Origin of the sequence: Roseovarius sp. MMSF_3350 (assembly GCF_030733425.1) — a bacterium.
GTDB lineage: Bacteria > Pseudomonadota > Alphaproteobacteria > Rhodobacterales > Rhodobacteraceae > Roseovarius.
Genome location: NZ_JASHIZ010000003.1, coordinates 126,569 through 151,823, shown reverse-complemented (window position 1 = coordinate 151,823; position 25,255 = coordinate 126,569). Strand labels below are relative to the sequence as shown.

Annotated in this window: 26 protein-coding genes; 16 read left to right on the top strand and 10 right to left on the bottom strand. The window is 64.0% G+C overall.

The window, feature by feature from the left end; all coding sequences use genetic code 11:
- Window positions 1-73: 73 nt before the first annotated feature.
- The 9 genes from coxB to RBB31_RS04805 all read left to right on the top strand — a co-directional run bounded on the left by coxB (window position 74) and on the right by RBB31_RS04805 (window position 7,602).
- Window positions 74-973, top strand: coding sequence for a cytochrome c oxidase subunit II (gene coxB / locus RBB31_RS04845; protein WP_306128131.1), 900 nt, complete (start codon window positions 74-76; stop codon window positions 971-973).
- An 85-nt stretch (window positions 974-1,058) separates the two neighbouring features.
- A complete protein-coding gene (cyoE, locus tag RBB31_RS04840) occupies window positions 1,059-2,006 on the top strand; it encodes a heme o synthase (protein WP_306128130.1) in 948 nt (315 codons plus the stop codon).
- A gap of 3 nt (window positions 2,007-2,009) precedes the next feature.
- Window positions 2,010-2,168, top strand: coding sequence for a hypothetical protein (locus tag RBB31_RS04835; protein WP_306128129.1), 159 nt, complete (start codon window positions 2,010-2,012; stop codon window positions 2,166-2,168).
- A complete protein-coding gene (locus tag RBB31_RS04830) occupies window positions 2,168-2,755 on the top strand; it encodes a cytochrome c oxidase assembly protein (protein WP_306128127.1) in 588 nt (195 codons plus the stop codon). Before RBB31_RS04835 ends, RBB31_RS04830 begins: the two co-directional genes overlap by 1 nt.
- Before the next feature lie 26 nt (window positions 2,756-2,781).
- On the top strand, window positions 2,782-3,582 hold the full coding sequence (locus RBB31_RS04825) for a cytochrome c oxidase subunit 3 (RefSeq protein ID WP_306128126.1): 801 nt from the start codon (window positions 2,782-2,784) through the stop codon (window positions 3,580-3,582).
- 102 nt (window positions 3,583-3,684) lie between these two features.
- Window positions 3,685-4,374, top strand: a complete 690-nt coding sequence (locus RBB31_RS04820) for an SURF1 family protein (protein WP_306128125.1) — start codon at window positions 3,685-3,687, stop codon at window positions 4,372-4,374.
- Window positions 4,371-5,759 carry a threonine synthase gene (gene thrC / locus RBB31_RS04815; RefSeq protein ID WP_306128124.1) on the top strand — a complete coding sequence of 463 codons (1,389 nt, stop codon included), beginning with the start codon at window positions 4,371-4,373 and terminating at the stop codon, window positions 5,757-5,759. The genes RBB31_RS04820 and thrC overlap by 4 nt, the downstream gene beginning before the upstream one ends.
- Window positions 5,756-7,018 (top strand): pitrilysin family protein, encoded by a 1,263-nt coding sequence (locus tag RBB31_RS04810; protein WP_306128123.1) that lies wholly within the window; start codon window positions 5,756-5,758, stop codon window positions 7,016-7,018. Before thrC ends, RBB31_RS04810 begins: the two co-directional genes overlap by 4 nt.
- Window positions 7,018-7,602 carry a GNAT family N-acetyltransferase gene (locus RBB31_RS04805; RefSeq protein WP_306128122.1) on the top strand — a complete coding sequence of 195 codons (585 nt, stop codon included), beginning with the start codon at window positions 7,018-7,020 and terminating at the stop codon, window positions 7,600-7,602. Before RBB31_RS04810 ends, RBB31_RS04805 begins: the two co-directional genes overlap by 1 nt.
- A gap of 141 nt (window positions 7,603-7,743) precedes the next feature.
- Here the strand turns inward: RBB31_RS04805 and RBB31_RS04800 are convergent, their stop codons facing one another.
- Complete coding sequence (locus tag RBB31_RS04800; protein WP_306128121.1) at window positions 7,744-8,595, bottom strand: DUF4394 domain-containing protein; 852 nt, start codon at window positions 8,593-8,595, stop codon at window positions 7,744-7,746.
- Window positions 8,596-8,805: 210 nt separating this feature from the next.
- Here RBB31_RS04800 and RBB31_RS04795 point away from each other — a divergent pair, with 210 nt between their 5' ends.
- From RBB31_RS04795 to RBB31_RS04785, 3 genes are all read left to right on the top strand, one after another.
- Window positions 8,806-9,402: a hypothetical protein gene (locus tag RBB31_RS04795; protein ID WP_306128120.1), complete on the top strand. Its 597-nt coding sequence runs from the start codon at window positions 8,806-8,808 to the stop codon at window positions 9,400-9,402.
- Window positions 9,403-9,546: 144 nt separating this feature from the next.
- On the top strand, window positions 9,547-9,897 hold the full coding sequence (locus RBB31_RS04790; protein WP_306128119.1) for a hypothetical protein: 351 nt from the start codon (window positions 9,547-9,549) through the stop codon (window positions 9,895-9,897).
- Window positions 9,894-10,610, top strand: a complete 717-nt coding sequence (locus RBB31_RS04785) for a methyltransferase domain-containing protein (protein WP_306128118.1) — start codon at window positions 9,894-9,896, stop codon at window positions 10,608-10,610. Before RBB31_RS04790 ends, RBB31_RS04785 begins: the two co-directional genes overlap by 4 nt.
- A 67-nt stretch (window positions 10,611-10,677) precedes the next feature.
- Here RBB31_RS04785 and RBB31_RS04780 read toward each other — a convergent pair whose 3' ends face one another.
- Window positions 10,678-11,481, bottom strand: a complete 804-nt coding sequence (locus RBB31_RS04780; protein ID WP_306128117.1) for an ABC transporter permease — start codon at window positions 11,479-11,481, stop codon at window positions 10,678-10,680.
- A gap of 126 nt (window positions 11,482-11,607) precedes the next feature.
- Here RBB31_RS04780 and RBB31_RS04775 point away from each other — a divergent pair, with 126 nt between their 5' ends.
- Window positions 11,608-12,198: a GcrA family cell cycle regulator gene (locus RBB31_RS04775; RefSeq protein ID WP_306128116.1), complete on the top strand. Its 591-nt coding sequence runs from the start codon at window positions 11,608-11,610 to the stop codon at window positions 12,196-12,198.
- A 3-nt stretch (window positions 12,199-12,201) separates the two neighbouring features.
- Here RBB31_RS04775 and RBB31_RS04770 read toward each other — a convergent pair whose 3' ends face one another.
- Both RBB31_RS04770 and RBB31_RS04765 read right to left on the bottom strand, forming a co-directional pair.
- Window positions 12,202-13,032 carry an MBL fold metallo-hydrolase gene (locus RBB31_RS04770; RefSeq protein WP_306128115.1) on the bottom strand — a complete coding sequence of 277 codons (831 nt, stop codon included), beginning with the start codon at window positions 13,030-13,032 and terminating at the stop codon, window positions 12,202-12,204.
- 176 nt (window positions 13,033-13,208) lie between these two features.
- Window positions 13,209-13,490, bottom strand: coding sequence for an acylphosphatase (locus RBB31_RS04765; protein WP_306128114.1), 282 nt, complete (start codon window positions 13,488-13,490; stop codon window positions 13,209-13,211).
- 102 nt (window positions 13,491-13,592) lie between these two features.
- On the opposite strand from RBB31_RS04765, the gene lepA reads away from it, so the two are divergent.
- Window positions 13,593-15,392 (top strand): translation elongation factor 4, encoded by a 1,800-nt coding sequence (lepA, locus tag RBB31_RS04760; protein WP_306128113.1) that lies wholly within the window; start codon window positions 13,593-13,595, stop codon window positions 15,390-15,392.
- A gap of 63 nt (window positions 15,393-15,455) precedes the next feature.
- On the opposite strand, the gene RBB31_RS04755 is transcribed toward lepA, so the two are convergent.
- The 3 genes from RBB31_RS04755 to RBB31_RS04745 form a co-directional block, all read right to left on the bottom strand.
- Window positions 15,456-15,932 carry a transposase gene (locus RBB31_RS04755; protein ID WP_306128112.1) on the bottom strand — a complete coding sequence of 159 codons (477 nt, stop codon included), beginning with the start codon at window positions 15,930-15,932 and terminating at the stop codon, window positions 15,456-15,458.
- Window positions 15,933-16,144: 212 nt separating this feature from the next.
- The gene (locus RBB31_RS04750) at window positions 16,145-16,432 is read right to left on the bottom strand and encodes a hypothetical protein (protein WP_306128111.1); all 288 of its coding nucleotides are present in this window, start codon (window positions 16,430-16,432) and stop codon (window positions 16,145-16,147) included.
- Window positions 16,433-17,418: 986 nt separating this feature from the next.
- The gene (locus RBB31_RS04745; protein ID WP_306128110.1) at window positions 17,419-18,192 is read right to left on the bottom strand and encodes an alpha/beta fold hydrolase; all 774 of its coding nucleotides are present in this window, start codon (window positions 18,190-18,192) and stop codon (window positions 17,419-17,421) included.
- Between the two features lie 72 nt (window positions 18,193-18,264).
- On the opposite strand from RBB31_RS04745, the gene RBB31_RS04740 reads away from it, so the two are divergent.
- Window positions 18,265-18,639, top strand: coding sequence for a hypothetical protein (locus tag RBB31_RS04740; RefSeq protein ID WP_306128109.1), 375 nt, complete (start codon window positions 18,265-18,267; stop codon window positions 18,637-18,639).
- A gap of 52 nt (window positions 18,640-18,691) precedes the next feature.
- Here RBB31_RS04740 and glyA read toward each other — a convergent pair whose 3' ends face one another.
- Window positions 18,692-19,999 (bottom strand): serine hydroxymethyltransferase, encoded by a 1,308-nt coding sequence (gene glyA / locus RBB31_RS04735; RefSeq protein ID WP_306128108.1) that lies wholly within the window; start codon window positions 19,997-19,999, stop codon window positions 18,692-18,694.
- A gap of 161 nt (window positions 20,000-20,160) precedes the next feature.
- Between glyA and RBB31_RS04730 the strand changes: the two genes are divergently transcribed.
- Window positions 20,161-20,928: an NAD kinase gene (locus RBB31_RS04730; RefSeq protein ID WP_306128107.1), complete on the top strand. Its 768-nt coding sequence runs from the start codon at window positions 20,161-20,163 to the stop codon at window positions 20,926-20,928.
- Window positions 20,929-20,931: 3 nt separating this feature from the next.
- Here the strand turns inward: RBB31_RS04730 and RBB31_RS04725 are convergent, their stop codons facing one another.
- Entirely contained in the window at window positions 20,932-22,821 is a 1,890-nt protein-coding gene (locus tag RBB31_RS04725; RefSeq protein ID WP_306128106.1) for a propionyl-CoA synthetase, read from the bottom strand.
- Between the two features lie 121 nt (window positions 22,822-22,942).
- Window positions 22,943-25,222, bottom strand: a complete 2,280-nt coding sequence (locus RBB31_RS04720; RefSeq protein ID WP_371931291.1) for an NADP-dependent malic enzyme — start codon at window positions 25,220-25,222, stop codon at window positions 22,943-22,945.
- Window positions 25,223-25,255 lie beyond the last annotated feature (33 nt).

Here is a 25,255-nt window from a genome sequence, read left to right as displayed (position 1 = left end):
AACGGGATTCCATGGCGTGCGCCTTGGAACGTTCTGCAAAGACAAAACCGAACTAACGGGATCAGGGTGCAACATGCGCAAATTCACCAGCTTTCTGGCGTCCGTCGCGGCCGCCGCAACGGCGCTTCCGGCAATGGCACAGGACAACCTCGAGGTCATCGGCAAGCCCGAACCGGGCGCGACGGGCTTCCAACCGGCGGCAACCGAGCTTGCGCGCGATCTTCACTGGCTTGACGGCATGGTTCTGGTGATCATCGCCGCGATCACCATTTTCGTATGTGCGCTGCTGGGCTATTGCATCGTGCGCTTCAACAAGAAGGCCAACCCGAACCCGGCCAGCTTTACCCACCACTCGCCGATCGAGGTGGCGTGGACAGTGGTGCCGATCGTGATCCTGGTCTTCATCGCCGCATTCTCGCTGCCGGTGCTGTTCAAGCAGCAGGAAATTCCCGAGGGCGACATCAACATCAAGGTCACCGGCTACCAGTGGTTCTGGGGCTATGAATACATGGACCACGATTTCGCCTTCGACAGCTACATGATCGGCGCACCGGCCACCGGCGGCGACAACCGTCTGACTGACGACGTGCGCGCGCAGCTGGAAGAGGCCGGCTATTCCGAGGACGAGTTCCTGCTGGCCACCGACACCGCCGTCGTCGTGCCCGTGGGCCAGACGGTCGTGATGCAGGTCACCGGCGCGGACGTGATCCACAGCTGGACCATCCCGGCCTTCGGCGTGAAGCAGGACGCCGTTCCCGGCCGGATCGCGCAGCTTTGGTTCACCGCCGAGAAGGAAGGTGTCTATTTCGGCCAATGTTCCGAGCTTTGCGGCCAGGCGCATGCCTACATGCCGATCACGGTCAAGGTGGTCAGCCAGGAAGACTATGACACATGGCTCGAAGGCGCGATCGAGGAATACGCCGGCGATCCGTCGACGCTTCCCGATCGGGTGAAGCTGGCCGCCGCCGAGTAAAAGACAGCCGGGGTGCGCCATGGCGCGCCCCACGCCATCCCCCGCAGGATGCGCCCCCGGGCGCGTCCCGTGTTTCGGAGACGACATGAGCGACGCAAGTCTCAACACCAGCAAGGTCCAGGGTCTCGAGGACGAGGCCACCTTCGGCGATTTCTTCGCGCTCCTGAAGCCGCGGGTGATGACGCTGGTGGTGTTCACGGCATTCGTCGGCCTGATCGCGGCGCCGGTTTCGGTACATCCGGTGGTCGGCTTTGCCGCGATCCTGTTCATCGCCGTGGGCGGGGGCGCGTCGGGCGCGCTCAACATGTGGTGGGACGCCGATATCGACGCGGTGATGAAACGCACGGCCAAGCGCCCGATTCCGGCAGGCAAGGTGACACGGGACGAGGCGTTCGCCTTCGGAATCGCGCTGTCGGGTTTCGCCGTGGTGATGCTGGGACTGGCGACCAACCTGCTGGCGGCCGGCCTGCTGGCCTTCACCATCTTCTTCTACATCGTGATCTACACCATGTGGCTGAAACGCTGGACGCCGCAGAACATCGTGATCGGCGGCGCCGCAGGGGCCTTTCCGCCGATGATCGGCTGGGCCGCGGCCACCGGCTCGGTCTCGGTCGAGGCGGTGCTGATGTTCTGCCTGACCTTCATGTGGACGCCGCCGCATTTCTGGGCCCTGGCGCTTTTCACCAAGATGGATTACGACAACGCGCAGGTGCCGATGCTGACCGTGACCCACGGCCGCCGGTCGACCCGCGTGCATATCCTCGTCTATACCGTGCTGCTCGCCGCACTCGCCATCGGGCTGGGGTTCACCAGTGTAGGCGGGCCGATCTACCTCGCCGTCGCCGTGGTGCTGAACCTGAACTTCCTCAAGGGCGCCGTGGATATCTGGCGCCGGGACGAGGCCGCCTCGGAAGCCGACAAGTACCTTGCCGAGCGCAAGTTCTTCAAGGCGTCGCTGCTGTACCTTTTCGCCCATTTCGGCGCGATTGCCGCCGAGGCGCTTCTGGCGCCTTACGGCCTGGGAGGGTGGTAAGCCATGTCGCTGTCGCGCCAGCATGAAATGCACAAGCGCCGCTTTTCACGCAACCTCGGCCTTGGTCTGGTTCTGGCGGCTTTCGTCGCGCTTGTCTTCGGGCTGACCATTGCCAAGGTTTCCGACGACGACTTCGCGGTGACGACCGAGGAGGCGAACTGATGGCGATGGACCGGAACACCAAGACGGTGATGCAGCTGGTGGCCGTGGGGGTCACGATGGGCGCTCTGGCCTGGGCCTCGGTGCCGCTTTACGACTGGTTCTGCCGGGTCACCGGCTATGGCGGCGAAACCAATGTGGCCGATCTGGGCTCGGACGAGATCCTCGACCGCACCATCAAGGTGCGTTTCGACGCCAGCAACGAGCGTGGCTTCCCGTGGGAATTCAAGCCCGTGCAACGCGAGATGGAGATCCGCATCGGCGAGACGGGCCTTGCCTTCTACGAGGCGTACAATCCCACCGACAAGCCTGTCGCGGGATCGGCCAGCTATAACGTGACGCCGTTCGAGGCGGGCGGGTTCTTTACCAAGATCGACTGCTTCTGCTTCGAGCAGCAGGTGCTGCAACCGGGCGAGCGCGTGCAGATGCCGGTGACGTTTTTCGTCGATCCGGAGATTGTCGACGACCGCGACGCGAAGTACGCGAAAACCATCACACTGGGCTATACGTTCTACGAGATCGACCTGCCCGAAGACGAAACGCAGGCTGCGCTCGACAAGGGCGCGACACCTGATAATAACGTGAACTGAGAGCCACCGACGAGGGACCAAGCCAGATGGCACATGAAAAAAATCACGACTATCACATTCTGAACCCCTCAATCTGGCCGTTGCTTGGCGCATTGGCCGGGTTCGTCATGCTGTTCGGCGCGGTCCTGTTCTTCCACGGCAGCGGGCCGTGGATGCTGCTGGCCGGCTTCGTGGGCGTGGCCTACGTGATGTTCGGCTGGTGGGCCGACACGATCAAGGAAAGCCATGCCGGCGATCACACGCCGGTGGTGCGGATCGGTCTGCGCTATGGCTTCATCATGTTCATCATGTCCGAGGTCATGTTCTTTGCCGCGTGGTTCTGGAGCTTTTTCAAGCACGCAATCTATCCGATGGGCGAGATGTCCCCGATCACCGATGGCGTCTGGCCGCCCGCGGGGATCGAAACGTTCGACCCCTGGCACCTGCCGCTGATCAACACGCTGATCCTGCTGTGCTCGGGCATGGCCGCCACCTGGGCGCACCACGCGCTGGTGCACGAAAACAACCGCGAAGACGTCAAGTGGGGCCTGACGATCGCCATCGCCCTCGGTGTGATCTTCACCGGGCTGCAGGCCTACGAGTACAGCCACGCGGCCTTCGGGTTCTCGGGCAATATCTATGGCGCCAATTTCTTCATGGCGACCGGCTTTCACGGCGCGCATGTGGTCATCGGCACGATCTTCCTGTTCGTCTGCCTGATGCGGTTGATGCGGGGGCACTTCACACCTGAGAAACACATCGGATTCGAGGCCGCCGCCTGGTACTGGCACTTCGTCGACGTGGTGTGGCTGTTCCTCTTCGCCGCGGTCTATATCTGGGGCGGCTGAAGAATTTTCGTACGAAAATTCTCTGCCTCCGGCGGGGATATTTGAAGCCAGAGGAAGATGCGGAGGGGGTTCCTTCCGCATTTTCGCGTCAGATGGGGCGTCATGCAAAGAAACCTGGTACTTCCGCTGATCTTCGGCCTGGCCGGCGCGGCCGTGCTGATCTGGCTGGGCGTGTGGCAGATGCAGCGGCTGGAGTGGAAGCAAGGCATCCTGTCCCGGATCGAGACGCGGATCGCCGCCGAGCCGGTGGCGCTGCCCGAGAGTTTCGAACCCGAGGCCGACAGGTACCTGCCGGTCGCCGTCACCGGACAGTTCGGCGATGGCGCGCTGCGCGTGCTGGTCAGCCGCAAGCAGGTGGGGGCGGGGTACCTGGTGATCTCGCCTTTCGTCACCGAGGCGGGGCGGCGCATTCTGGTGGATCGCGGCTTTATCCGGCAAAGCGATGCGTTGCCGGGGCCGCCGGAAGGTGAGTTGACCGTTTCCGGCAACCTGCACTGGCCCGACGACCGCAACAGCTCCACGCCCGAGAACGATGTCGCGGGCAACACGTGGTTCGCACGGGACCTGGGCCAGATGGCAGAGGTGCTGGAGACCGAGCCGGTGCTGCTGGTTGCACGTGAATTGTCGCAACCCGAGGACGCCGTGACGCCCTTGCCGGTGGACACGGCCCACATTCCGAACGATCACTTGCAGTACGCGATCACGTGGTTCTCGCTGGCGGCCATCTGGCTGGGCATGACCGGCTTCTACATCTTCCGCGACCGCGGCGCCGAAAAAGGACTGGACCGATGAAATACATCTCGACCCGTGGCAACGCCCCCGTGCTGAGTTTCGAGGACGCCATGCTGACCGGGCTGGCACGGGATGGCGGGCTGTACCTGCCCGAAAGCATCCCGACGCTGTCGGCGGACGACATCAAGGCGCTGCACGGGGTCAGTTACGAAGAGGCGGCGTTCCGCATCATGCGTCCGTTCATCGGCGACGCCTTCACCGGCGACGAGTTCCGCACCATCATCGCGCGCACCTATGCCGGGTTCGGACATGCCGCGCGGGCGCCCCTGAAGCAGCTGGATGCCGGGCATTTCCTGCTGGAGCTGTTCCACGGCCCCACGCTCGCGTTCAAGGATTTCGCGATGCAGCTGATCGGCCAGCTTTTCGAGGCGTCGCTGAAACGCTCGGGCGACCGGGTGTGCATCGTGGGGGCCACTTCGGGCGATACCGGCTCGGCGGCGATCGAGGCGTTCCGGGGGCTGGACAAGGTGGATGTCTTCATCCTCTACCCCCACGGCCGCGTCAGCGAGGTGCAGCGCCGGCAGATGACCACGCCCACCGAGGACAACGTGCACGCCATCGCCGTCGACGGCGATTTCGACGCCTGCCAGGCCCGAGTGAAGGACATGTTCAACGATTTCGAGTTCCGCGGTGCCGTGGGCCTGGCCGGCGTGAACTCGATCAACTGGGCGCGGGTGCTGGCGCAGGTGGTCTATTACTTCACCTCCGCCGTGTCGCTGGGCGCGCCTGAGCGCAAAGTGAGCTTCACCGTGCCGACGGGGAATTTCGGTGATATCTTCGCCGGCTACATCGCCAAGCGCATGGGTCTGCCCATCGACCGGCTGATCGTCGCCACCAACCAGAACGACATCCTGCATCGCTGCCTGACCACGTCCGAGTACAGGCCCGACGGCGTGATCCCCTCGATCAGCCCGTCGATGGATATCCAGGTCAGTTCCAACTTCGAGCGGGCGCTCTACTATGCCTATGATCAGGACGGCGCGGCGGTGGGCCAGCTTATGGATGAGTTGAAGGCCGGCGGCTTCTCGGTCAGCCAGGGCGCGCTGGAGGCGCTGCAGGAGTGCTTCGCCTCGGGTCGCAGCGACGAGGATGAGACTCGCGCGACGATCCTGGAGACCTGGAACGCCGCCGGCGAACTTCTGTGCCCGCATTCCGCCGTGGGCGTAAAGGTGGCCGAGGAAATGCGCGACGCGGCAACCCCGATGATCACGCTGGCCACGGCGCATCCCGCGAAATTCCCGGCGGCGGTGGAAGAGGCAAGCGGCCAACATCCCCCCTTGCCCGACCGCATGGCCGACCTGTATGAGCGGTCGGAACGCGTGACACGGGTCGAAAACGACCTTGCCGCCATCGAAACCCTCATCAAGGACCGCATCCCGAATTGACCGTCAACCTGACCACTCTCGACAACGGATTTCGCATCGTCACCGAACACATGCCCGGCCTGCAATCGGCCGCCATCGGCGTGTGGGTGCTCGCCGGCGCCCGGCACGAGGACGCCGCCCAGAACGGGATCGCGCATTTCCTCGAACACATGGCCTTCAAGGGCACCAAACGCCGCAACGCGCTGGAGATTGCCGAGGCGATCGAGGATGTGGGCGGCTATATCAACGCCTATACCAGCCGCGAGGTGACGGCCTATTACGCCCGCGTTCTGGCCGACGACGTGCCGCTGGCGCTGGACGTGGTGTCCGACATTCTGCGCAACCCGATTTTCGACGCGCGCGAGATCGAGGTGGAGCGCGGCGTGATCCTGCAGGAGATCGGACAGGCGCTGGATACGCCCGACGACATCATCTTCGACTGGTTGCAGGAGCAGGCCTATCCCAACCATCCGCTGGGCCGCACCATCCTGGGCCCCGAGGACCGGGTGCGCGGTTTCTCCCGCGATGACCTGATGCGGTTCGTCGACCAGCGCTATCGCCCCGGGCAGATGATCCTGTCCGCTGCCGGTGCGGTGGATCACGATACGCTGGTCAAGCTGGCCGAAGAGGCGTTCGGCGACATGCAGCCCTCCAACACCATCGCGCCGCCTTCCGCCAAATTCGCCGGTGGCGAGACGCGCACCGTGCGCACGCTGGAGCAGGCGCATTTCGCCATGGCGTTCGAGAGCTCGAACTACACCAGCCCCGACATTCACACCGCGCAGATCTACGCCTCGGCGCTGGGCGGTTCGATGTCGTCGCGCCTGTTCCAGGAGATCCGCGAGCGGCGGGGCCTGTGCTATACGATCTTCGCGCAGGCCGGGGCCTATGCGGATACCGGCATGCTGACGATCTATGCCGGCACTTCCGCCGAGGAGATGGAAAGCCTTGGCCGCCTGACGGTGGACGAGATGAAGCGCGCCGCCGAGGATTTCAGCCAGGCCGAGCTGGACCGGGCGCGCGCACAGATGAAGGCGGGCCTGCTGATGGGGCTGGAAAGCCCGTCGAACCGGGCCGAGCGGTCGGCGCGGATGATGCAGATCTGGGGCCGGGTGCCGGACCTTGACGAGGTGGTCGAGCGGATCGACGCGGTCACGCTGAAGGACCTCAAATCCCACGCCGAGGTGATCGCAACGCAAGCGCCCGCGGCGCTGGCGCTTTACGGCCCCGTCAGCCATGCGCCATCGTTGCAGACCTTGCAGGAAAGGCGCGCCGCCTGATGTTCCTGCCACGCCGGAAGATCCGGATCGAGACGGAGCGCCTGACCCTGCGTCAGCCCGTCCTGACGGACTTCCGCGACTGGTCTTCCCTGCGCGAAGGCAGCGCCGATTTCCTGACCCCGTGGGAGCCGCAATGGGCCGCCGACCACCTGTCGCGCAAGGGGTTCGCCAACCGGGTCTACTGGTCGCAGCGGTCGATCTCCTCGGGATCGGCGGTGCCCTTGTTTTTGTTCCGCCGCGACGACGACAGGCTGGTGGGGGCGATCACGCTGGACAATATCCGCCGCGGCCCCGCGCAGTCGGGCACCCTGGGCTACTGGACCGGCCAGCCCTATGCGCGGATGGGGTACATGCGCGAGGCATTGCAGGCGGTGTCGCACTACGCGTTCGAGCGGCTGGACCTGTCGCGGCTGGAAGCGGCCTGCCTGCCGGAAAACGCGCCGTCGCGGCGGCTTTTGGAAAGTTGCGGGTTCAAGTACGAGGGCGTGGCGCAAAGCTATTTGCAGATCGCAGGCCGCTGGCGGACACATGTGCTTTACGCCGCGCTGCGAGGCGACCGGCGCGGCCGGACGGATGTGGGGTAGGGCGGGGTTTCACCCCGCCACCATGGCCACCTGTCTTCCGCGCGGCTACCAAAATAACAATGCATAAAAAGAGGGGAGCCCGAAGGCCCCCCTCATTACTCGTTACGAACTCAACAGAGAACTCGCTACGCAACCTTTGGCTTAGCGCGCCTGTGCGATGGCCAGCGCGGTGAAGCCGCCCATGCCCAGGTCGGCCTGCATCGTGGCCTCACCCGTTTCCAGGTTGATGGTGTAGAAGCCGGCGTTTTCGGCGCCTTCCATCTGCAGGATGGCATAGGCCATGTCGTCGCCCTCGGACGGCGACATGATGTCGAACCCGCCCCAGTCGCTCAGGTCCACGGCTTCGCCGTCGACGGTGACTTCGGCGATGGTTTCCAGCGTACCTTCGTTGTTGGCCAGGCTCACGAGCGAGTCCGTCTCGGCGTCGAGCGCATATTGGAACGTGCTGCCGGCGGTCTCGCCATTGATCGCGTTGGTATAGGCGTTGGCATAGATCATCGGATCGGCGCCGGCATTGGCGTCACCCTCGGCATAGGCCAGATCGGTGACGCGCACGACCTTGCCCGCCTTCTCGCCATCGCTGAAGTCGGTCGGGAAGTAGACCAGGTTGTCTTCGCCCGACGAGACGGCGCGCACGGCGTCGATCTTGTTGTTGAAGTCGAAGGCGACCTTCGAGCCGTCGGCGACCATGGCATCTTCGTTGAACGAAGCCTCGAGATCGGTCATCTCGCCGCTGGCGGGGTCGATGGTGACGACCTTGCCGTTCTTGAAGCCCAGCAGTTCGCCGGTGACCGGGCGCCACGCGATGGCGTCCAGCGCCTCGGAGAGGTCCATGGTCTGCACGTCGGTTGGCGACGTGATATCGGCCATGGAAACGAGTGTCATGCCGTCATTGGCCAGCGCGAAACCCATGTCCGCGCCTTCGCTTTGCGCAAACGCGGCAGTGCCCAGCAGCGACAGGGCGGAAACGGCGGTGATGGTACGAGTATACATTGTGGTCCTCTCTTCGTTACTATCTCGGGCGACCGTCCATTCTGGCCGGTGCTTGACCCAAGACACGAAAGACCGCCTCGGGAAGTTTCGCCGCGCCCGAAATTTTTTTCGAACGCGCACGCGCGGTTTCACGCAAAGGTGCGTGCACGCCTGTTGAAGAGTGGCTTGGTGCTGCGTAGACTCACGCGAAATGCAACGGAGAGCCGCATCATGTCATTCCGCGCCTTTATGATCGCCGCGTTGGCCGCAGTTTCCGGGCCGGGCTCTGCCGTTGCGGCACCCGACACCGTGCCTCTGGCAGGGGATGTCACGCTGGGCGGCGGCGGGTTCACCACCGGCGGCGGCATCACCGTGGCGGTCGAGCCGCGCCGGGCCATCGACGGTCAACTGGCCTTGTGTGGCGTCTGGGCGCAAAGCGAGCGGTTGACCGCATACGTGCGCCCGCATGTGCGCGACCTTCTCGCGCCCGCGACGCTGGCGGTGAACGGGCAGGTGGTGCTGCATGATCTGCGGGTCTTCAACGAGGTTGCCCCCGCGCAGAACTATATCGGGCAGGATGCCACCTGCGTGGGCACCGGACTGGCCTATCGCGACGGGGCCACCGTCGAGATCCGCATCCCGCGCCGGGCCGTGGTGCGGGAACTGGGCAGGGCCGACAGCGGCATGGAGATCTGGTTCATGCCGGCCACGGGCGAAAACCTCGCGCTGACCGCGGGCTCGATTCTGCCGGCGCGGTGGACGCGCTTTACCTCGCCCGGCGACCAGTACGAGACGACACCGCCCGAGCAGAACACGGCGCGGGACTGAGCGTCGCCGCCGGTATCAACTCAATTGAAAAACCTCTGGCGATGGGGCAATATCGCGCCCACTGAAGGTTAACGAAACGGCGCGGCCAAGACGGGGCAAACCCGCGATCCCGCCGCCCCACGAGGACAGAGCAGGACAGTCCCGATGAAAAAGCTATTGATGACCCTTATGGCATTCGGCCTTGCCGGATGCGGCCAGCCGGACCGCTTCGACGGGCGCAGCGGAGCGGTCAGCCGGGCCGCCCCGATGGCGTCAGGCCCGATTTCCAGCGCCTGCATGGCGTCGGACCGCAAATCGCGCTCGCAGGCGCTGTGCGGCTGCATCCAGGCGGCGGCGGACCAGACGCTGAACCCGTCCGACCAGCGCCGCGCCGCCGCGTTCTACCGCGACCCGCACCAGGCGCAGGAAATCCGCCAGTCGGACCGGGGCCGGGACGAGGCTTTCTGGAAGGCGTATCGCGCTTACGGGGACCGCGCCGAGCAACTGTGCCGATGAGCGGACTGTTCGACTTTCTCGCCGAGCTTCCCCCCTATGACGACAACGCGACCACGATCTATCGGCTGAACCAGCGTCACAAGCTGATCATCGACCCGTTTCTGCCGCAGATCGAGGGCGCCCGCGTGCTGGACCTCGCCGCCCATGACGGGCGGTGGTCCTACGCGCTGGCCGCCGCCGGCGCGGCCGAAGTCGTGGGGGTCGAGGCACGGCCCGAACTTGTCGCGCGGTTCGACGCCTTCCCCGAGACCGATTTCAAGCGCCGCGTGCGCCTGACCTGCGGCGATCTTTTCGCCGATCTCGAGACGCGGGGCGCGGCGGGCGAGCAGTTCGACGTGGTGGCGCTTTACGGCATCTTCTACCATGTGATGGACCATTTCCGCCTGCTGTCGCTCATCCGCGCGTTGCAGCCCAGGCTGGTGATCATCGACAGCGAGTTCATCGTGCTGGACAACGCCGTGATACAGGTGCTGAAGGAAGACGTGTCGAACCCGCTGAACGCGGTGTCCGAGGTCGAGGGGCGCAGCCACACGGTCGTGGGCGTGCCGTCGCGCAAGGCCACCGATTTCATGGCCGAGGCGTTGAATTACGAGGCCACATGGCTCGACCACGACCCGATCCTGGGCGAGGACAGGCGGGGGATGCACGACTATTTCCGCGACGGGCGCAAGGTGCGCCATGTCTGCGCGCTCAGCCCGGCCGGCCAAGGCTGACCTGCGCCGCCGGGCGCGCGAAAATGCGCATTTTCGCTATCATTTTCCGCGCGGAAAATGGCCCCGCTCACGCCTTCAGCCGATAGCCCTTGCGGAAGAGCGCCCAAGCCAGGGCAGAGACAGCCAGTGTCGATATCAGCACGATCGCCGCGCCCATCGACACGCTGCTGTCCGACACGCCGATCATGCCGTACCGGCCCCCGTCCATCAGGTAGAAGACCGGATTCACGTGGCTGATCGTGTACAGCGCGCCGGGCAGCGCCTCGACCGAGTAGAACGTGCCCGACAGGAAGGCGAGCGGCGTGACGATGAAGTTGGTGATCGCCGCCATCTGGTCGAACTTCTGCGCGAAGATCCCCGCCACCATGCCAAGCGCGCCCAGAAACGCCGCGCCCAGCGTCACGAAGCCCAGCCAGATCAGCGGATGCACCGGCACTATCCCCAGAAACAGCGCCAGCCCCACCGCGATGGCCAGCGCGACCAGCACGCCCCGCGCCACGGCCCCGGCCAGATAGCCCAGCACCAGTTCGGCGGGCGACAGGGGCGGCATCAGCGTGTCGACGATATTGCCCTGCACCTTGGAAATCACGATGGACGAGGACGTGTTGGCAAAACTGTTCTGGATCACCGTCATCATCAGGATGCCGGGCGCGATGAAAGTGGTGAAATCCACGCCCATCACGTCGCCCCGGCGCTCTCCGATGGCGATGGAAAAGATCACAAGGAAGAGGCCGGCTGTCGCCAGCGGCGCCATCAGCGTCTGGGTCCAGACGGCAAGAAACCGCTGGGTTTCGCGCTGCGCCAGCGTGGCCAGCCCAAGCCAGTTGACCCGCCCGAAGCGGCGGCTGCCCATTTCGTGAAATTCCTGCATCTTGGCCTCGATTGTCGTCTCGCGGTGCCTTGTAACTCAACGCCCAGTGATTAGAATAGGGCAACTGACAAAAAGACCACGCTCCCGGGTGCACCGGCGGCGTGATGAACCAATGAAAGGTGGCTCATGTCCTGGAGTGACGAGCGCGTCGAACTGCTGAAGAAGATGTGGAGCGAGGGCCAGTCGGCCAGCCAGATCGCCAAGGAACTGGGCGGCGTGACCCGCAACGCGGTGATCGGCAAGGTACACCGCCTTGGCCTGTCGAACCGCAGCGGGTCGGGCAATGGCGCCGCCGCGTCCGAGGCGCCGGCCAAGGCCAAGCCCGCCGCCAAGGCCAAACCGGCGGCGGCCAAGACCAAGCCCGCCGCGCCCAAGCCCGAGGCGAAAAAGCCCGAGCCCAAGGAAGAACCCGCGCCCACCGCCGCGGCGAGCCGCGTCAAGGCGATCATCCCGGCGGGCCAGCCCCTGCCGCCGCAACCTTCTGCGAACGAGATCGACCCCGAGGCGCTGGCCAAGGTCAGCGAGATCGAGAAAAAGGCCAAGCGGCTGACGCTGATGGAGTTGACCGAGCGGACCTGCAAATGGCCCGTGGGCGATCCGGCGACGCATGATTTCTGGTTCTGCGGTCTGCCTGTGCAATCCGGCAAGCCCTATTGCGAAGCGCATGTCGGCGTCGCGTTCCAGCCGATGAGCTCGCGGCGCGACCGGAAACGGTAGGTCTCATTCCGGCTCGCGGAGCCACCGGGGCCGCAGCACCATGATTGTGGGCTGCCCCGGAAGCGTATCCAGCGAAACGGTGAGCGCGCTGTCCTCTGTCCGGACGACCGCGAATTCCTCTTCCATCGCATTCAGAAAGCTTTGCAGCGTGCCGTCACCGAACCAGTGCATCGGAATGACGATCGACGACCGCAGGCGTTTCACAGTCTCGATCATCCGGGGCAGGGGCAAGGTATAGCCCCCATCGACCGGCGCCAGCAGCACATCGACCCGGCCCAGGGCCGCGAATTGCTCGTCGGTCGGCATGTGATGCAGGTGCCCCAGGTGGCCGATGCACAGCCCCGCCGTCTCGAACACGAAGATCGAGTTGCCCTCGGGCTCGGCCGGCGCGCCATAGCGCGAGCGGATATCGGTCGAGACATTGCGGATCACCATGTCGCCCAGATCGAGATAGTGGTCGATGCCTGCGCCATGCTCTTCGCCCCACCCTGGCAGGACGTTGGGGATGCCGGGGTCGGGAAAGGGAGTCCAGTGGGTTTCGTGCGCGTGGTTCATCGTCACCACGTCGGGCAGGAAATCGACATTGCCGATAAAGCCGGTGAAATCCGTGACCGCGCTGGTGCCGGAATGCGCCTGGATCAGGAACGAGGCGTGGGCGATGTAATGGATGCGCACCCGGTCCTGCGGCACCGGATCGCGGAAGCTGGCCTTGTGCACGAAGTCGATGCCGGGCGCGGATTGCGCGATCGAGAGGCAATGGCTGGGCTTGCGCTCGGCCTCCTGTGGGACGGCAGGTGTTGCAAGAGCGGCGAGGAACAGGGCAAGTCGGACCATCGGCGATACCTCCTGGCGAGGAGTGTAGCGCATGGCGTGGGAAAGTCAGCGTTGAACGGTCGGTGAGACGACGCGGCATGGCGCGGTGCCTGTTTCCGCGGCATAAGCTGCGCGGTCCCGGGGGCAGAGAGATCCCGGATCGAGTCCGGGATGACGCCGGACAGGCGGCCGGAAGCTCAGCGCAGGATCTCGAACCCGTCCTGCTGCGGTGCCTCGGCCGGTTCCGGCTCCACCCGCGCGACATTCGCCGCCAGCGGCCCCTTTTCCATCGCGCGCAACATGTCCGCCACGGCCTCCTCCGGCCCCGACAGCACGGCGCGGACCGAGCCATCCTCCTCGTTGCGGACCCAGCCACGCAGACCACGTGCCCGGGCCTCTTTCTGCGTCCAGCCGCGATAGTTCACGCCCTGCACCTTGCCGGTGACCAGAACGCCGGTAAGTGTCGTCTCGTTATGCATGGTCGCCTCCTGTTCCGTGTTGTGACATAGGGCGTTTCACCCTGATGTCCCGCGCGATCAAGCCACCTTGACCACCTCCCAAATCCACTACATACCCAGCGCATGACACCGCTTTCGCATATCCGCAATTTCTCCATCGTGGCGCATATCGACCACGGGAAATCGACGCTGGCCGACCGGCTGATCCAGGCCACCGACACGGTGCCGGACCGCGACATGAAGGAACAGCTGCTCGATGCGATGGATATCGAGCGCGAGCGCGGCATCACCATCAAGGCCAACACCGTGCGCATCGAGTATACCGCACTCGATGGCGAGGATTACGTGCTGAACCTGATCGACACGCCCGGCCATGTCGATTTCGCCTACGAGGTCTCGCGCTCGATGCGGGCGGTCGAGGGCTCGCTGCTGGTGGTGGACTCCACTCAAGGGGTCGAGGCGCAGACCCTGGCCAACGTGTACCAGGCGATCGACGCCGACCACGAGATCGTCCCGGTCTTCAACAAGATCGACCTGCCTGCCAGTGATATCGACCGCGTCGCCGAACAGGTCGAGGACGTGATCGGCATCGATGCCTCGGGCGCCATCCCGGTATCGGCCAAGACGGGCGAGGGTATCCGCGAGGTGCTGGAGGCGATCGTCAACCTGCTGCCCCCGCCCAAGGGAAACCGCGACGCGCCGCTCAAGGCGATGCTGGTCGACAGCAAATATGACCAGTATCTGGGCGTGATCTGTATTGTCCGCATCATCGACGGGGTCCTGAAGAAAGGTGACCGCATCCGCATGATGAAGACCGGCGGCACCTATGACGTGGACGATATCGGCGTCTACCGCCCGTCGATGAAACCGGTCAAGGAGCTGGGACCGGGCGAGATCGGCTATCTCAACGCCTCGATCAAGCAGGTCCGCGACACCCGCGTGGGCGACACGATCACGCTGGAAAAGAACCAGACACCCGAGCCCTTGCCCGGCTTCAACCCGTCTCAGCCGGTGGTCTTCTGCGGGCTTTTCCCCGTGGACTCGGCGGAGTTCGAGGATCTGCGCGACGCCATCGAGAAACTCGCGCTCAACGACGCGTCCTTCAGCTACGAGATGGAAAGCTCCACCGCGCTGGGCTTCGGCTTTCGCTGTGGGTTCCTGGGGCTATTGCATCTCGAGGTGGTCCGCGACCGGATCGAGCGGGAATACGATATCGAGCTGATCACCACCGCGCCCTCGGTGATCTACCACGTCTACATGAAGGACGGCACGCAGATCGACCTGCACAATCCCGCCGACATGCCCGACCCCTCGACCGTGGCCCATGTCGAGGAGCCGCGGATCAAGGCCACCATCCTGGTGCCGGACGAATTCCTGGGCGACGTGCTGAAGCTCTGCCAGGACCGGCGCGGCATCCAGATGGACCTGACCTATGCCGGCAGCCGGGCGATGGCGGTCTATGACCTGCCGCTGAACGAGGTGGTGTTCGACTTCTACGACCGGCTGAAATCGGTGACGCGGGGCTATGCCTCCTTCGACTATCAGCTGGAAGGCTACCGCGAGGACAACCTGGTGAAGATGTCCGTGCTGGTGAATGATGAGCCGGTGGACGCGCTCAGCATGATGGTGCACCGCGACCGGGCCGAGATGCGCGGCCGGGCGATGTGCGAAAAGCTCAAGGACCTGATCCCGCGCCACATGTTCAAGATCCCGATCCAGGCCGCCATCGGCGGCAAGGTGATCGCCCGCGAGACGCTATCCGCGCTGCGCAAGGACGTGACGGCGAAGTGCTATGGCGGCGACGCCAGCCGGAAGCGCAAGCTTTTGGACAAGCAGAAGGCGGGGAAAAAGAAGATGCGCCAGTTCGGGAAGGTGGATATCCCGCAGGAGGCGTTCATTTCGGCGCTCAAGATGGATAATTGAGCCGTAGGGTGGGTGAAAACCCACGCGGCGCGACGTTCCAAAACACGTGGGTTTTCACCCACCCTACGCGGCGGCGCGGATATCTCGATGTATCGTCGAATAGGGCCAATCCTCGGGGCGGTCGACCAATCCGTGTTTCACCGGGTTGAAATGGCAATAATTCACATGCGCGATAAAGTCCGCATCATCGCGTATCGCATGTTCCCAGAAACGCCGCTGCCAGATACCTCTTTCGCCTTTCCGCCGCCTGCTCTGGTTGGCGAAACCGGTCGCCGAACAATGACGTGAAAACAAACCTTTGACCTTTTTCCACCTTGTTGAAAAATCATCGTCGCCTGGGGGCAGCGTCCAGACCGCATGAATGTGATCCGGCAGAACGACCATGGCATCGCAATGCAGGGGATGTTGCGCGGTGACGGAGGCATAGACCGACCGCAAAAGACCTATCTCGTCGGTCAGGGTCGTCGCCGATCTGTCGGCGAGTGTGACGGTGAAGAAGTACGTCCCACCGGGAACATAGAGGCGTCGATACCTGGGCATGCGCCCACCGTTCCGCGCCGAGGTTAAGAAACCGTGTAGGGTGGATAAAAACCCACCCGGCATAACGGTTCGGCACGCGTGGGTTTTCACCCACCCTACGGCGCCACGAATCGGACGCAGGGCGTCGCCGCCCGGCCTATTCCCTAGGCTCCGCCCGTTCGCGCTTCAAACCGTCGCCCGGACGGTTTGAAGAGCCGCGTCCGGACCGTCCCTCACCCGCGCGGCGCGTTGGCCATTGCGGAACGGACTTCCTTTGCCAGGGCGATCGGATTGTTCACGAGACGCGGGTCGCGGCAGATATAGTTGGCGACGCTGGCCGCTTCCTGCTCGCTGTAGCCCGCGCTGACCAGCGAATCGACGAAGTTCGGGTTCGCCTTGTCCCAGATCACTTCGTTCCAAGGGCCGCGATAGCAGCTAACGAGGATGTAGGTATCGGCCTTGGCAGTATCGGCCATCACGAGAAATGCCGCGGCAGCGGCGCACAAAGATGTTTTAAGCATGGGTCCCCACCCTGGTGATATGTCCCGACAGCATATCACGTGAGTCGCGCATTTCTGAGTCAATTTTCCAAAAAAGGTAAATTTGCAACTGCAGAAACTGCCCAGGTGCGCCTGCTCCCGTCACGATTGCAGTTATCCCGGAGCAAAGCAGCCAAAACATTAAGATTTCGAGACTTATCCACAGGGATTCCCGGCGTAATATCAACAGGTTATCCCCAAGAAATTTCGATGCCTCATTACTTTTTTCTTGCCCGAACACGGTTTCGGGTGTGTCATTTGAATGACTGCAACGGGTCGCTGACCCAGCGCAGCGTCGCAAAGGCCCCTCGGGGCCGGCGCGGGTGGAAACGGGGGCCTTTGGGCCTTAACGACCGCTCAAGCCGGTTCAGGCCGATGCCGGAAACGTTCACGTCCTTCGGGGCAGAACGAACCGCGTATCGCCGGGTCGATGCAGGCGGGCAGGGGCGTGCCCCTTGTCCGTGGCCAGGAGGTCTTCGGATCTTGAGGCGGCCACGCCCGGCGACGGGTGTGGAACGGTGTCGCTGCCTTCCGGCGGCGGGATCGCCAAGGGTCTCTATGAGGCCTGCGGCAAAGCTGGGCCGGATGCCCCCTGGGGTGGTCGGTTCGGCAAAGGCGTCAGGGTGCGGGGTGACTCCCGCGATGCAAGGACCGCGTCTGAGCACCTGGCGCCTTTTCATCATCCGATGCGCCGAATGGCAGTAGGTCGGAATGCGAACGGGGTCCGTGGCCAATGGCCGCCGGACCCCGCTGTCAGTGATGCTACCGCGTCTAACACCTGTGCTTCTGCGATATAGCGCTGTTTGCCGCCGGTCAACCATATCTGGCGGCGCGGCGATCAAATTTCACCATATCTTCGCAAATCGGCCACAGGCCCCGTGAGCGTCGCGGGTCGAGGCGAAGCAGCCCTGCCATCCCCGCTGCGCCGGGTGACGCGGCACCGACGCGATACCACTCGGATACCGACGCTATACCGACGCGGTATTTTCCAGCCAGCCGCGCACGGCGGATTCGAACTCCCGCGGCCGCTCGGCATGCAGCCAGTGACCCGCGTCCTTGAGCTTGATGAAGGTGGCGTCGGGGAACAGCTCCTTGATGCGGGCTCGGTACTCCCGCGCGACATAGTCGGAGTTCGCGCCGGACAGGAACAGCGTCTTGCCGTCGAAGCGGCTGTCCATGTCGGGAAAGCTGAGGATTTTCGGCATCTCGGCCTCGAGCGCATCGAGGTTGAGGCGCCATTTTTTCTCTTTTACATCAAGCGATTGTGTGAAAAACGGGATCAGCGCCGGGTCATCCACGACGCCTTTCAACTGTGCCTCGGCGTCCGACCGCTTGGTGACCTGCGACAGGTCCACGCTACGCATCGCGTCGATATACTGAGCCTGGCTGTGGCCATAGCTGACCGGCGCGATGTCGGCCACGATCAGCCGGTGCACAAGGTCGGGGCGGGTCAGCGCCAGCACCATCGCCGCCTTGCCGCCCATCGAATGGCCCAGCACGTCGATCGGCCCGTCTGCTTCGGCCTCGATCACCTCGGCGAGATCGGCGGCGAGGTCCTGATAGGAATGCTTGGAAAACCAAGGGCTTGTGCCGTGGTTGCGCATGTCGACGGCCATGACCAGGCCACGGTTGGACAGCCGCTTGGCGATTACGCCCCAATTTCGCCCAGAGCCATAAAGCCCGTGGGCGATGAGAAGCGGCGGTGCATTGCCGTCCGAGGTGTGGTGAATGACGTTCAGCATGGCTTAAGCCAATACACGCCATTGCTCCCGCATTCAATTGCGCCTAATGTGCGCTGCCGAGGGGTGGCTTAAGTGATTGATCGCAAACAATTTGGTACACGGCGCGAGGCGCTTGAAAAGCAGCTTTACGAAAAGCTGGGGCTTCGGGGCAAGACCCTTGGCACGCGGTTGCGCCGCGCCGGGCGGATATTGCCCAAGCGCCTCCGGGAAGACGGCCGGTACCTTGTGGACGCGGAGCGGAAACTGTCGCATCCGCGGTTGGCCGCCCAAGTGGACGAGGCGCGTGTGGAGAGGGCTTTCGAGGGTCTGGAGGCGCACCTGAAAACCATCGATGCGGCTGATCGGCGGCGCAGCCGGCTGATCCATTGGCTGGCCGGGCTGGTGTTCAACCTGCTGATCCTGGGCGCGCTGGTGCTGTTCGCGTTGCGCTGGCAGAGGATCATATAAAAACCCGCGCGAGCAAGGGCTTACGCGGGTTCCAGGTGCGTTCAGACCGAAATCAGAGGTTCGGGTACAGCGGGAAGCGGGCGCAGAGATCCGCGACCTCGGCCTTGACCTTGGCCTCGGCGTCGCTGTTGCCGTCCTCACCATTGGCAGCAAGCCCATCGACCACTTCGACGATCCAGTCGGCGATCTGCCGGAACTCGGTTTCGCCGAAACCGCGCGTCGTGCCGGCGGGCGAGCCAAGGCGGATACCACTGGTGACGGTGGGTTTTTCCGGATCGAACGGAACGCCGTTCTTGTTGCAGGTGATGTGCGCACGGCCCAGCGATTTCTCGGTGGCGTTGCCCTTGACGCCCTTGGGCCGCAGGTCCACGAGCAGGACATGGGTGTCGGTGCCGTGGGTCACGGTGTCGAGCCCGCCCTTGATCAGCTGGTCGCTCATCGCCTGCGCGTTGGTGATGACCTGCTGGATGTAGGACTTGAACTCGGGCCGCAGTGCCTCGCCAAACGCGACGGCCTTGGCCGCGATCACGTGCATCAGCGGGCCGCCCTGGATGCCGGGGAAGATGGCGGAGTTGAACTTCTTCGCCAGTGCCTCATCATTGGTGAGGATCATGCCGCCGCGCGGGCCGCGCAGGGTCTTGTGCGTGGTCGTCGTGGCCACGTGCGCGTGCGGGAAGGGCGAGGGGTGCAGACCCGCCGCGACGAGGCCAGCGAAGTGGGCCATGTCCACGTGCAGGTAGGCCCCGACCATGTCGGCAATCTCGCGCATCCGGGCAAAGTCGATCTGGCGCGGCACGGCCGAACCACCGGCGATCAGCAGCTTGGGCTGGTGTTCCTTGGCCAGGGCCTCGACCAGATCGTAGTCGATCAGGTTGTCTTCCTTGCGCACGCCGTATTGCACCGCATTGAACCACTTGCCCGACTGGTTGGGCGCAGCGCCGTGGGTCAGGTGGCCGCCTGCATCGAGGCTCATGCCGAGGATGGTGTCGCCGGGTTGCAGTAGGGCGGTGAACACACCCTGATTGGCCTGGCTGCCCGAGTTGGGCTGAACGTTGGCAAAGCCGCAGTCGAAGAGCTTGCACGCGCGCTCGATGGCCAGGTTCTCGGCGATGTCGACGAACTGACACCCGCCATAGTAGCGTCGGCCGGCATAGCCTTCAGCGTACTTGTTGGTCATCACGCTGCCTTGCGCTTCCATCACGGCGGCGGAGACGATATTTTCCGATGCGATCAATTCGATTTCGTCGCGTTGGCGACCCAATTCCTTTTGGATAGCTTCAGCGATATCGGGGTCGCGAGACGCCAGCGATTCCGTGAAAAAGCCTTCTGAAACAAAATCTTGATTTCCGTCGTGCGCCATTGGTGATGTCCTCCACATTGCGAGCCAGGCGATTTCGTATCGGAAACACCGTCTCTTTGGAAGGCGGTAATACGACACATGCGGCCCGCGGACCGGCATCGCTGGTACGAAGGCGCGATTTATGCTTCGATCAACATCCAGAACAAATCAAGGTAGCCAAAATGGGCAATCCGCAGAAAATCGCCTTTGTCGCCAGCAATGTGCCCATAGCGCAGACGGCCCGAGCGGCCCTCGCGGCGCGGTTCGATCATGCCGAGCCGGAGAAGGCGGACCTGATCGTCGCGTTGGGCGGCGACGGGTTCATGCTGGAGACACTGCACGCGGTTCAGAAGCTGGGAAAGCCGGTTTACGGGATGAATCGCGGCACAGTCGGCTTTCTGATGAACGAATACAGCGAATCGGACCTGCTGGAGCGGCTGGAGGAAGCCGAGGAAGAGGTTATTAACCCGCTGTTCATGTCGGCCACCGACAAGGACGGGCGCACGCACGAAGCTTTGGCGATCAACGAGGTGTCCTTGCTCCGGGCTGGGCCCCAGGCCGCCAAGCTGCGGATTACGGTGGACGGGCGGTTGCGGCTGGAAGAGCTGAGCTGCGATGGCTGCCTTCTGGCGACACCCGCCGGATCGACGGCTTATAACTACAGCGCACACGGACCGATCCTGCCGATCGGGTCGGACGTGCTGGCGCTGACGGCGGTGGCGGCCTTCCGGCCAAGGCGCTGGCGCGGCGCGCTGTTGCCGAAGAACGCGCATGTGCGGTTCGACGTACTGGACCCCGGCAAGCGGCCGGTGATGGCGGATGCGGACAGCAGTTCGATCCGCGATGTCCTGTCGGTCGAGGTGCGGTCCGATCCCACCATTCAGCACCGGATTTTGTTCGATCCGGGCCACGGGCTGGAGGAACGGCTGTTGCGAGAGCAGTTCAGCTAAACCCTACTTCGCCAGTCCGATAGTTTGCAGCGCATCGCGGATCTCGTCCAGGATTGCCGGATCGTCGATCGTGGCAGGCATCTTGAAATCCTGGCTGTCGGCGATCTTGACCATGGTGGCGCGCAGGATCTTGCCCGAGCGGGTCTTGGGCAGGCGGTCGACCACGACGGCCAGCTTGAAGGCGGCGACCGGGCCGATCTGGTCGCGCACCAGCTTGACGCATTCGGCGGTGATCTCCTCGTGCGGACGGTCGACGCCCTTCGTCAGGCAGACGAAGCCGACGGGCAGTTGCCCCTTAAGTTCGTCACTGACGCCGATTACTGCGCATTCGGCCACGTCGGGGTGGCTGGCCAGCACTTCTTCCATCCCGCCGGTAGACAGGCGGTGACCCGCGACGTTGATCACGTCATCGGTGCGCGCCATGATCCAGACATAGCCGTCTTCGTCGATCATGCCGGCGTCGCCGGTCTCGTAATAGCCGGGGAAATGGTCGAGATAGCTTTTGCGGAAACGGTCCTCGGCATTCCAGAGCGTGGGCAGGGTGCCGGGGGGGAGGGGCAACTTGATCGCGATGGCGCCCAGCGTGCCGGGCGCGACCGGGTGGCCCGCATCGTCGAGGATCTGGATGTCGTAGCCGGGCATCGCCACGGTAGGCGAGCCGATCTTGACCGGCAGTGCCTCGATCCCCGCGGGCATACCCGCGATGGTCCAGCCGGTTTCGGTCTGCCACCAGTGGTCATAGACCGGCTTGCCGGTCATCTTTTGTGTCCACTCGATGGTGTCGGGGTCGGCACGTTCGCCCGCGAGGTAGATAGCGTTCAGATTCGAGAGGTCGTATTTCTTCAGGTACTCGCCACGCGGATCCTCGCGTTTCACGGCGCGGAAGGCGGTGGGCGCGGTGAAGAAGGACTTCACCTTGTGATCTTCAATGACGCGCCAGAAGGTGCCGGCATCGGGGGTGCCGACAGGCTTGCCCTCGAACACGATGGTGGTGTTGCCGTGGATCAGCGGCGCATAGCAGATATAACTGTGCCCCACGACCCAGCCGACGTCGGACGCGGCCCAGAACACGTCGCCGGGATCGACGTTGTAGATGTTCTTCATGCTCCAGTGCAGCGCCACGAGATGGCCGCCCGTGGCGCGGACGACGCCCTTGGGCGCGCCGGTGGTGCCGGAGGTATAGAGGATATAGGCGGGGTGATTGCCCTCGACTGGCAGGCAGTCGGCGGGTTCGGTGCCTTTCTGGAAATCGTGCCAGTCAACGTCGCGGCCCTCTGTCAGAAGGGCTGTTACCTGCTCGCGCTGGAAAATCACGCAGAAGTCGGGCTTGTGCGTGGCCTGGTCCACGGCGCCGTCGAGCAGGGGCTTGTAGTGGACGACACGGCCCGGCTCGAGCCCGCAGGAGGCAGCGATAATGCATTTGGGCTTGGCATCGTCAATGCGCACGGCCAGTTCGTGCGCCGCGAAACCGCCGAAGACCACCGAGTGGATCGCGCCGATCCGGGCGCAGGCCAGCATTGCCTCCAGCGCCTCGGGAACCATGGGCATGTAGATGAGGACACGGTCGCCCTTTTCCACGCCCTTGGCCCGCAGCGCCCCGGCCAGGCCGGCAACGCGGTCCTTCAGTTCGGCGTAGGTGATCTTGGTTACGCTGTCGGTGATGGGGCTGTCATGGATGATCGCCACCTGGTCGCCGTGTCCGCTCGCGACGTGGCGATCAACGGCGTTGAAACAGCCATTCACCTTGCCGTCGCTATACCATTCATAGAAGGGGGTCTTGTCATCAAACAGCGCCTTGGAAGGTTTCTTCTCCCAGTCGATCGCCTCGGCGGCCTGCATCCAGAAGCCTTCCGGATCGGCTTTCCAACCTTCGTAGATGTCTTTGTATGCCATTGTATCCCCTCCACGGTCCTCGCGCATCGTTTACGCCAGGGCAACGCGCCGAGACAAGACTGTCCCGGCGGCCCGTGTCACAATATCGCAAGCCGCCCTGCGAAGGGAATATGCTGGCGCGTCAGCCGTAATGCGCCACCGGCGTGCCCGCGATGGCCGCCATATTGAGGAGCCCGCGCGCGGTGATCGACGGGGTCACGATATGCGCCCGGTTGCCCATGCCCATCAGGATCGGCCCGACCTCCAGCCCGCCGGCCTTCATCTTGAGGATGTTGCGCACGCCTGAGGCGGTGTCGCCGTTGGAGAAGAGCAGCACGTTGGCGGCGCCTTCCATACGGTTGTCGGGCAGCAAGCGCTGCCGCAAATCGGGGTCGAGTGCGGCGTCGAGGTTCATCTCGCCCTCGTAGCAGAAATTGCGCGGCGCGCGGTCAAGGATTTCGAGCGCTTCGCGCAGGCGCTTGCCGGAATCGCTGCCCTGGTTGCCGAACTGCGACTGCGAGCAGAAGGCGACACTGGGTTCCAACCCGAACCGCTTGACGTGGCGCGCTGCGCCGATGGCGGTCTCTGCCAGTTCTTCGGGCGTGGGGCGGACGCGGACATGGGTGTCGGCGATGAACAGCGGGCCGTCCTCGAGGATCATCATCGAGAGCGCGCCATGCGGGTGATGATCGGCGTCGCCCAGCACTTGCGTGACGTAGTTCAGATGCCAGCGATACTCGCCGAACGTGCCGCAGATGAGCGAGTCGGCCTCCTCGCGGTAGACCATTATGGCGCCGATGGCGGTGGTGTTTGTGCGCATGATTGCCTTGGCGAGGTCGGGGGTGACACCGCGCCGTTTCATGATGTCATGATACGTGGCCCAGTAGTCGCGGTAGCGATGGTCGCGTTCCGGGTTCACGATGCTGAAATCCTTGTCGGGGCGGATCTCCAGCCCGATCCGTTCGCAGCGCGCGGCGATCACGTCGGGGCGGCCAATCAGGATCGGCAGCTCGGTCGTTTCCTCAAGGATCGCCTGCGCGGCGCGCAGCACGCGCTCGTCCTCGCCCTCGGCAAAGACGATCCGGCGGGCAGCGGTGGCCGCGGCCTCGAAGACCGGGCGCATCAGCATCGCCGACTTGAAGACCGAGGCCTGGAGGTTGGCGGAATAGGCGTTCAGATCCTCGATCGGACGCGCGGCCACGCCCGAGTCCATTGCGGCCTTGGCGACGGCGGTGGGTACGACGCTGGAAAGCCGCGGATCGAAGGGTTTGGGGATCAGGTAATCGGGTCCGAAATTCATCGGTTCGCCCTGATAGGCGGCGGCAGCCTCTGCTGAAGTGGTGGCGCGGGCCAGTTCGGCAATGGCCTCGACGCAGGCGATCTGCATGGCGTCGTTGATGTCGGTCGCACCCACGTCCAGCGCCCCGCGGAAGATGAACGGAAAGCAGAGCACGTTGTTGACCTGGTTCGGAAAATCGCTGCGGCCCGTGGCGATGATCGCATTGGGCGCGATCTTGCGCACCTCGTCGGGCATGATTTCAGGCACGGGGTTGGCCAACGCCAGGATGATGGGGCGGTCGGACATGCGGGAAACATGCTCGGGCGTCACAATGCCCGCACCGGAAAGGCCGAGAAACAGATCGGCCCCTTCGACTACATCGTCGAGCGTGCGCAGGTCGGTCTTTTGCGCGAAGGCGGCCTTTTGCGGGTTCATGTCCTCGGTGCGGCCCTCGTAGACGAGGCCGTGGATGTCGCAGAGCCAGACATTTTCGCGCTTCACGCCCAGTTTCAGCAGCAGGTTAAGGCAGGCGATGCCGGCAGCGCCGCCACCTGTGGAGACGATCTTGATGTCCTCGAAGGATTTGCCGGCGACGTGCAGCGCGTTGGTGGCCGCCGCCCCAACGACGATGGCGGTGCCGTGCTGGTCGTCGTGAAAGACCGGAATGTTCATGCGCTCGCGGCAAATCTTTTCGACGATGAAACAGTCGGGCGCCTTGATGTCCTCGAGGTTGATGGCGCCGAAGGACGGCTCCAGGGCGCAGACGATCTCGGCCAGGCGCTCGGGGTCCTGCTCGTCCAGTTCGAGGTCGAAACAGTCGATATTGGCAAACTTCTTGAACAGGACCGCCTTGCCCTCCATCACCGGTTTGGCGGCCAGCGCGCCGATATTGCCAAGGCCGAGGACGGCAGTGCCGTTGGTGACCACGGCAACCTGGTTGGCGCGACCGGTATAGCGGCTGGCGTCGTTCGGGTTCGCCTTGATTTCGAGGCAGGCCTCGGCGACGCCGGGCGAATAGGCTCGGGCCAGGTCGCGGCCGTTGGCCAGCGGTTTCGTCGCACGAATCTCGAGTTTGCCGGGCTTTGGAAATTCGTGGTAGGTCAGTGCTGCCTGGCGCAGGGTTTCGTTCGAATTATCGGCCATAAGGTCCCTCTGAGGAAATAGTTTAAGGCTAAA

What these genes read in the sequence shown, in the direction of transcription:
- coxB (WP_306128131.1), top strand. Translation starts at nt 74, where the DNA reads ATGCGCAAATTCACCAGCTTTCTGGCGTCCGTCGCGGCCGCCGCAACG.
- cyoE (WP_306128130.1), top strand. Translation starts at nt 1,059, where the DNA reads ATGAGCGACGCAAGTCTCAACACCAGCAAGGTCCAGGGTCTCGAGGAC.
- RBB31_RS04835 (WP_306128129.1), top strand. Translation starts at nt 2,010, where the DNA reads ATGTCGCTGTCGCGCCAGCATGAAATGCACAAGCGCCGCTTTTCACGC.
- RBB31_RS04830 (WP_306128127.1), top strand. Translation starts at nt 2,168, where the DNA reads ATGGCGATGGACCGGAACACCAAGACGGTGATGCAGCTGGTGGCCGTG.
- RBB31_RS04825 (WP_306128126.1), top strand. Translation starts at nt 2,782, where the DNA reads ATGGCACATGAAAAAAATCACGACTATCACATTCTGAACCCCTCAATC.
- RBB31_RS04820 (WP_306128125.1), top strand. Translation starts at nt 3,685, where the DNA reads ATGCAAAGAAACCTGGTACTTCCGCTGATCTTCGGCCTGGCCGGCGCG.
- thrC (WP_306128124.1), top strand. Translation starts at nt 4,371, where the DNA reads ATGAAATACATCTCGACCCGTGGCAACGCCCCCGTGCTGAGTTTCGAG.
- RBB31_RS04805 (WP_306128122.1), top strand. Translation starts at nt 7,018, where the DNA reads ATGTTCCTGCCACGCCGGAAGATCCGGATCGAGACGGAGCGCCTGACC.
- RBB31_RS04800 (WP_306128121.1), bottom strand. Translation starts at nt 8,595, where the DNA reads ATGTATACTCGTACCATCACCGCCGTTTCCGCCCTGTCGCTGCTGGGC.
- RBB31_RS04795 (WP_306128120.1), top strand. Translation starts at nt 8,806, where the DNA reads ATGTCATTCCGCGCCTTTATGATCGCCGCGTTGGCCGCAGTTTCCGGG.
- RBB31_RS04790 (WP_306128119.1), top strand. Translation starts at nt 9,547, where the DNA reads ATGAAAAAGCTATTGATGACCCTTATGGCATTCGGCCTTGCCGGATGC.
- RBB31_RS04785 (WP_306128118.1), top strand. Translation starts at nt 9,894, where the DNA reads ATGAGCGGACTGTTCGACTTTCTCGCCGAGCTTCCCCCCTATGACGAC.
- RBB31_RS04780 (WP_306128117.1), bottom strand. Translation starts at nt 11,481, where the DNA reads ATGCAGGAATTTCACGAAATGGGCAGCCGCCGCTTCGGGCGGGTCAAC.
- RBB31_RS04775 (WP_306128116.1), top strand. Translation starts at nt 11,608, where the DNA reads ATGTCCTGGAGTGACGAGCGCGTCGAACTGCTGAAGAAGATGTGGAGC.
- RBB31_RS04770 (WP_306128115.1), bottom strand. Translation starts at nt 13,032, where the DNA reads ATGGTCCGACTTGCCCTGTTCCTCGCCGCTCTTGCAACACCTGCCGTC.
- RBB31_RS04765 (WP_306128114.1), bottom strand. Translation starts at nt 13,490, where the DNA reads ATGCATAACGAGACGACACTTACCGGCGTTCTGGTCACCGGCAAGGTG.
- lepA (WP_306128113.1), top strand. Translation starts at nt 13,593, where the DNA reads ATGACACCGCTTTCGCATATCCGCAATTTCTCCATCGTGGCGCATATC.
- RBB31_RS04755 (WP_306128112.1), bottom strand. Translation starts at nt 15,932, where the DNA reads ATGCCCAGGTATCGACGCCTCTATGTTCCCGGTGGGACGTACTTCTTC.
- RBB31_RS04750 (WP_306128111.1), bottom strand. Translation starts at nt 16,432, where the DNA reads ATGCTTAAAACATCTTTGTGCGCCGCTGCCGCGGCATTTCTCGTGATG.
- RBB31_RS04745 (WP_306128110.1), bottom strand. Translation starts at nt 18,192, where the DNA reads ATGCTGAACGTCATTCACCACACCTCGGACGGCAATGCACCGCCGCTT.
- glyA (WP_306128108.1), bottom strand. Translation starts at nt 19,999, where the DNA reads ATGGCGCACGACGGAAATCAAGATTTTGTTTCAGAAGGCTTTTTCACG.
- RBB31_RS04730 (WP_306128107.1), top strand. Translation starts at nt 20,161, where the DNA reads ATGGGCAATCCGCAGAAAATCGCCTTTGTCGCCAGCAATGTGCCCATA.
- RBB31_RS04725 (WP_306128106.1), bottom strand. Translation starts at nt 22,821, where the DNA reads ATGGCATACAAAGACATCTACGAAGGTTGGAAAGCCGATCCGGAAGGC.
- RBB31_RS04720 (WP_371931291.1), bottom strand. Translation starts at nt 25,222, where the DNA reads ATGGCCGATAATTCGAACGAAACCCTGCGCCAGGCAGCACTGACCTAC.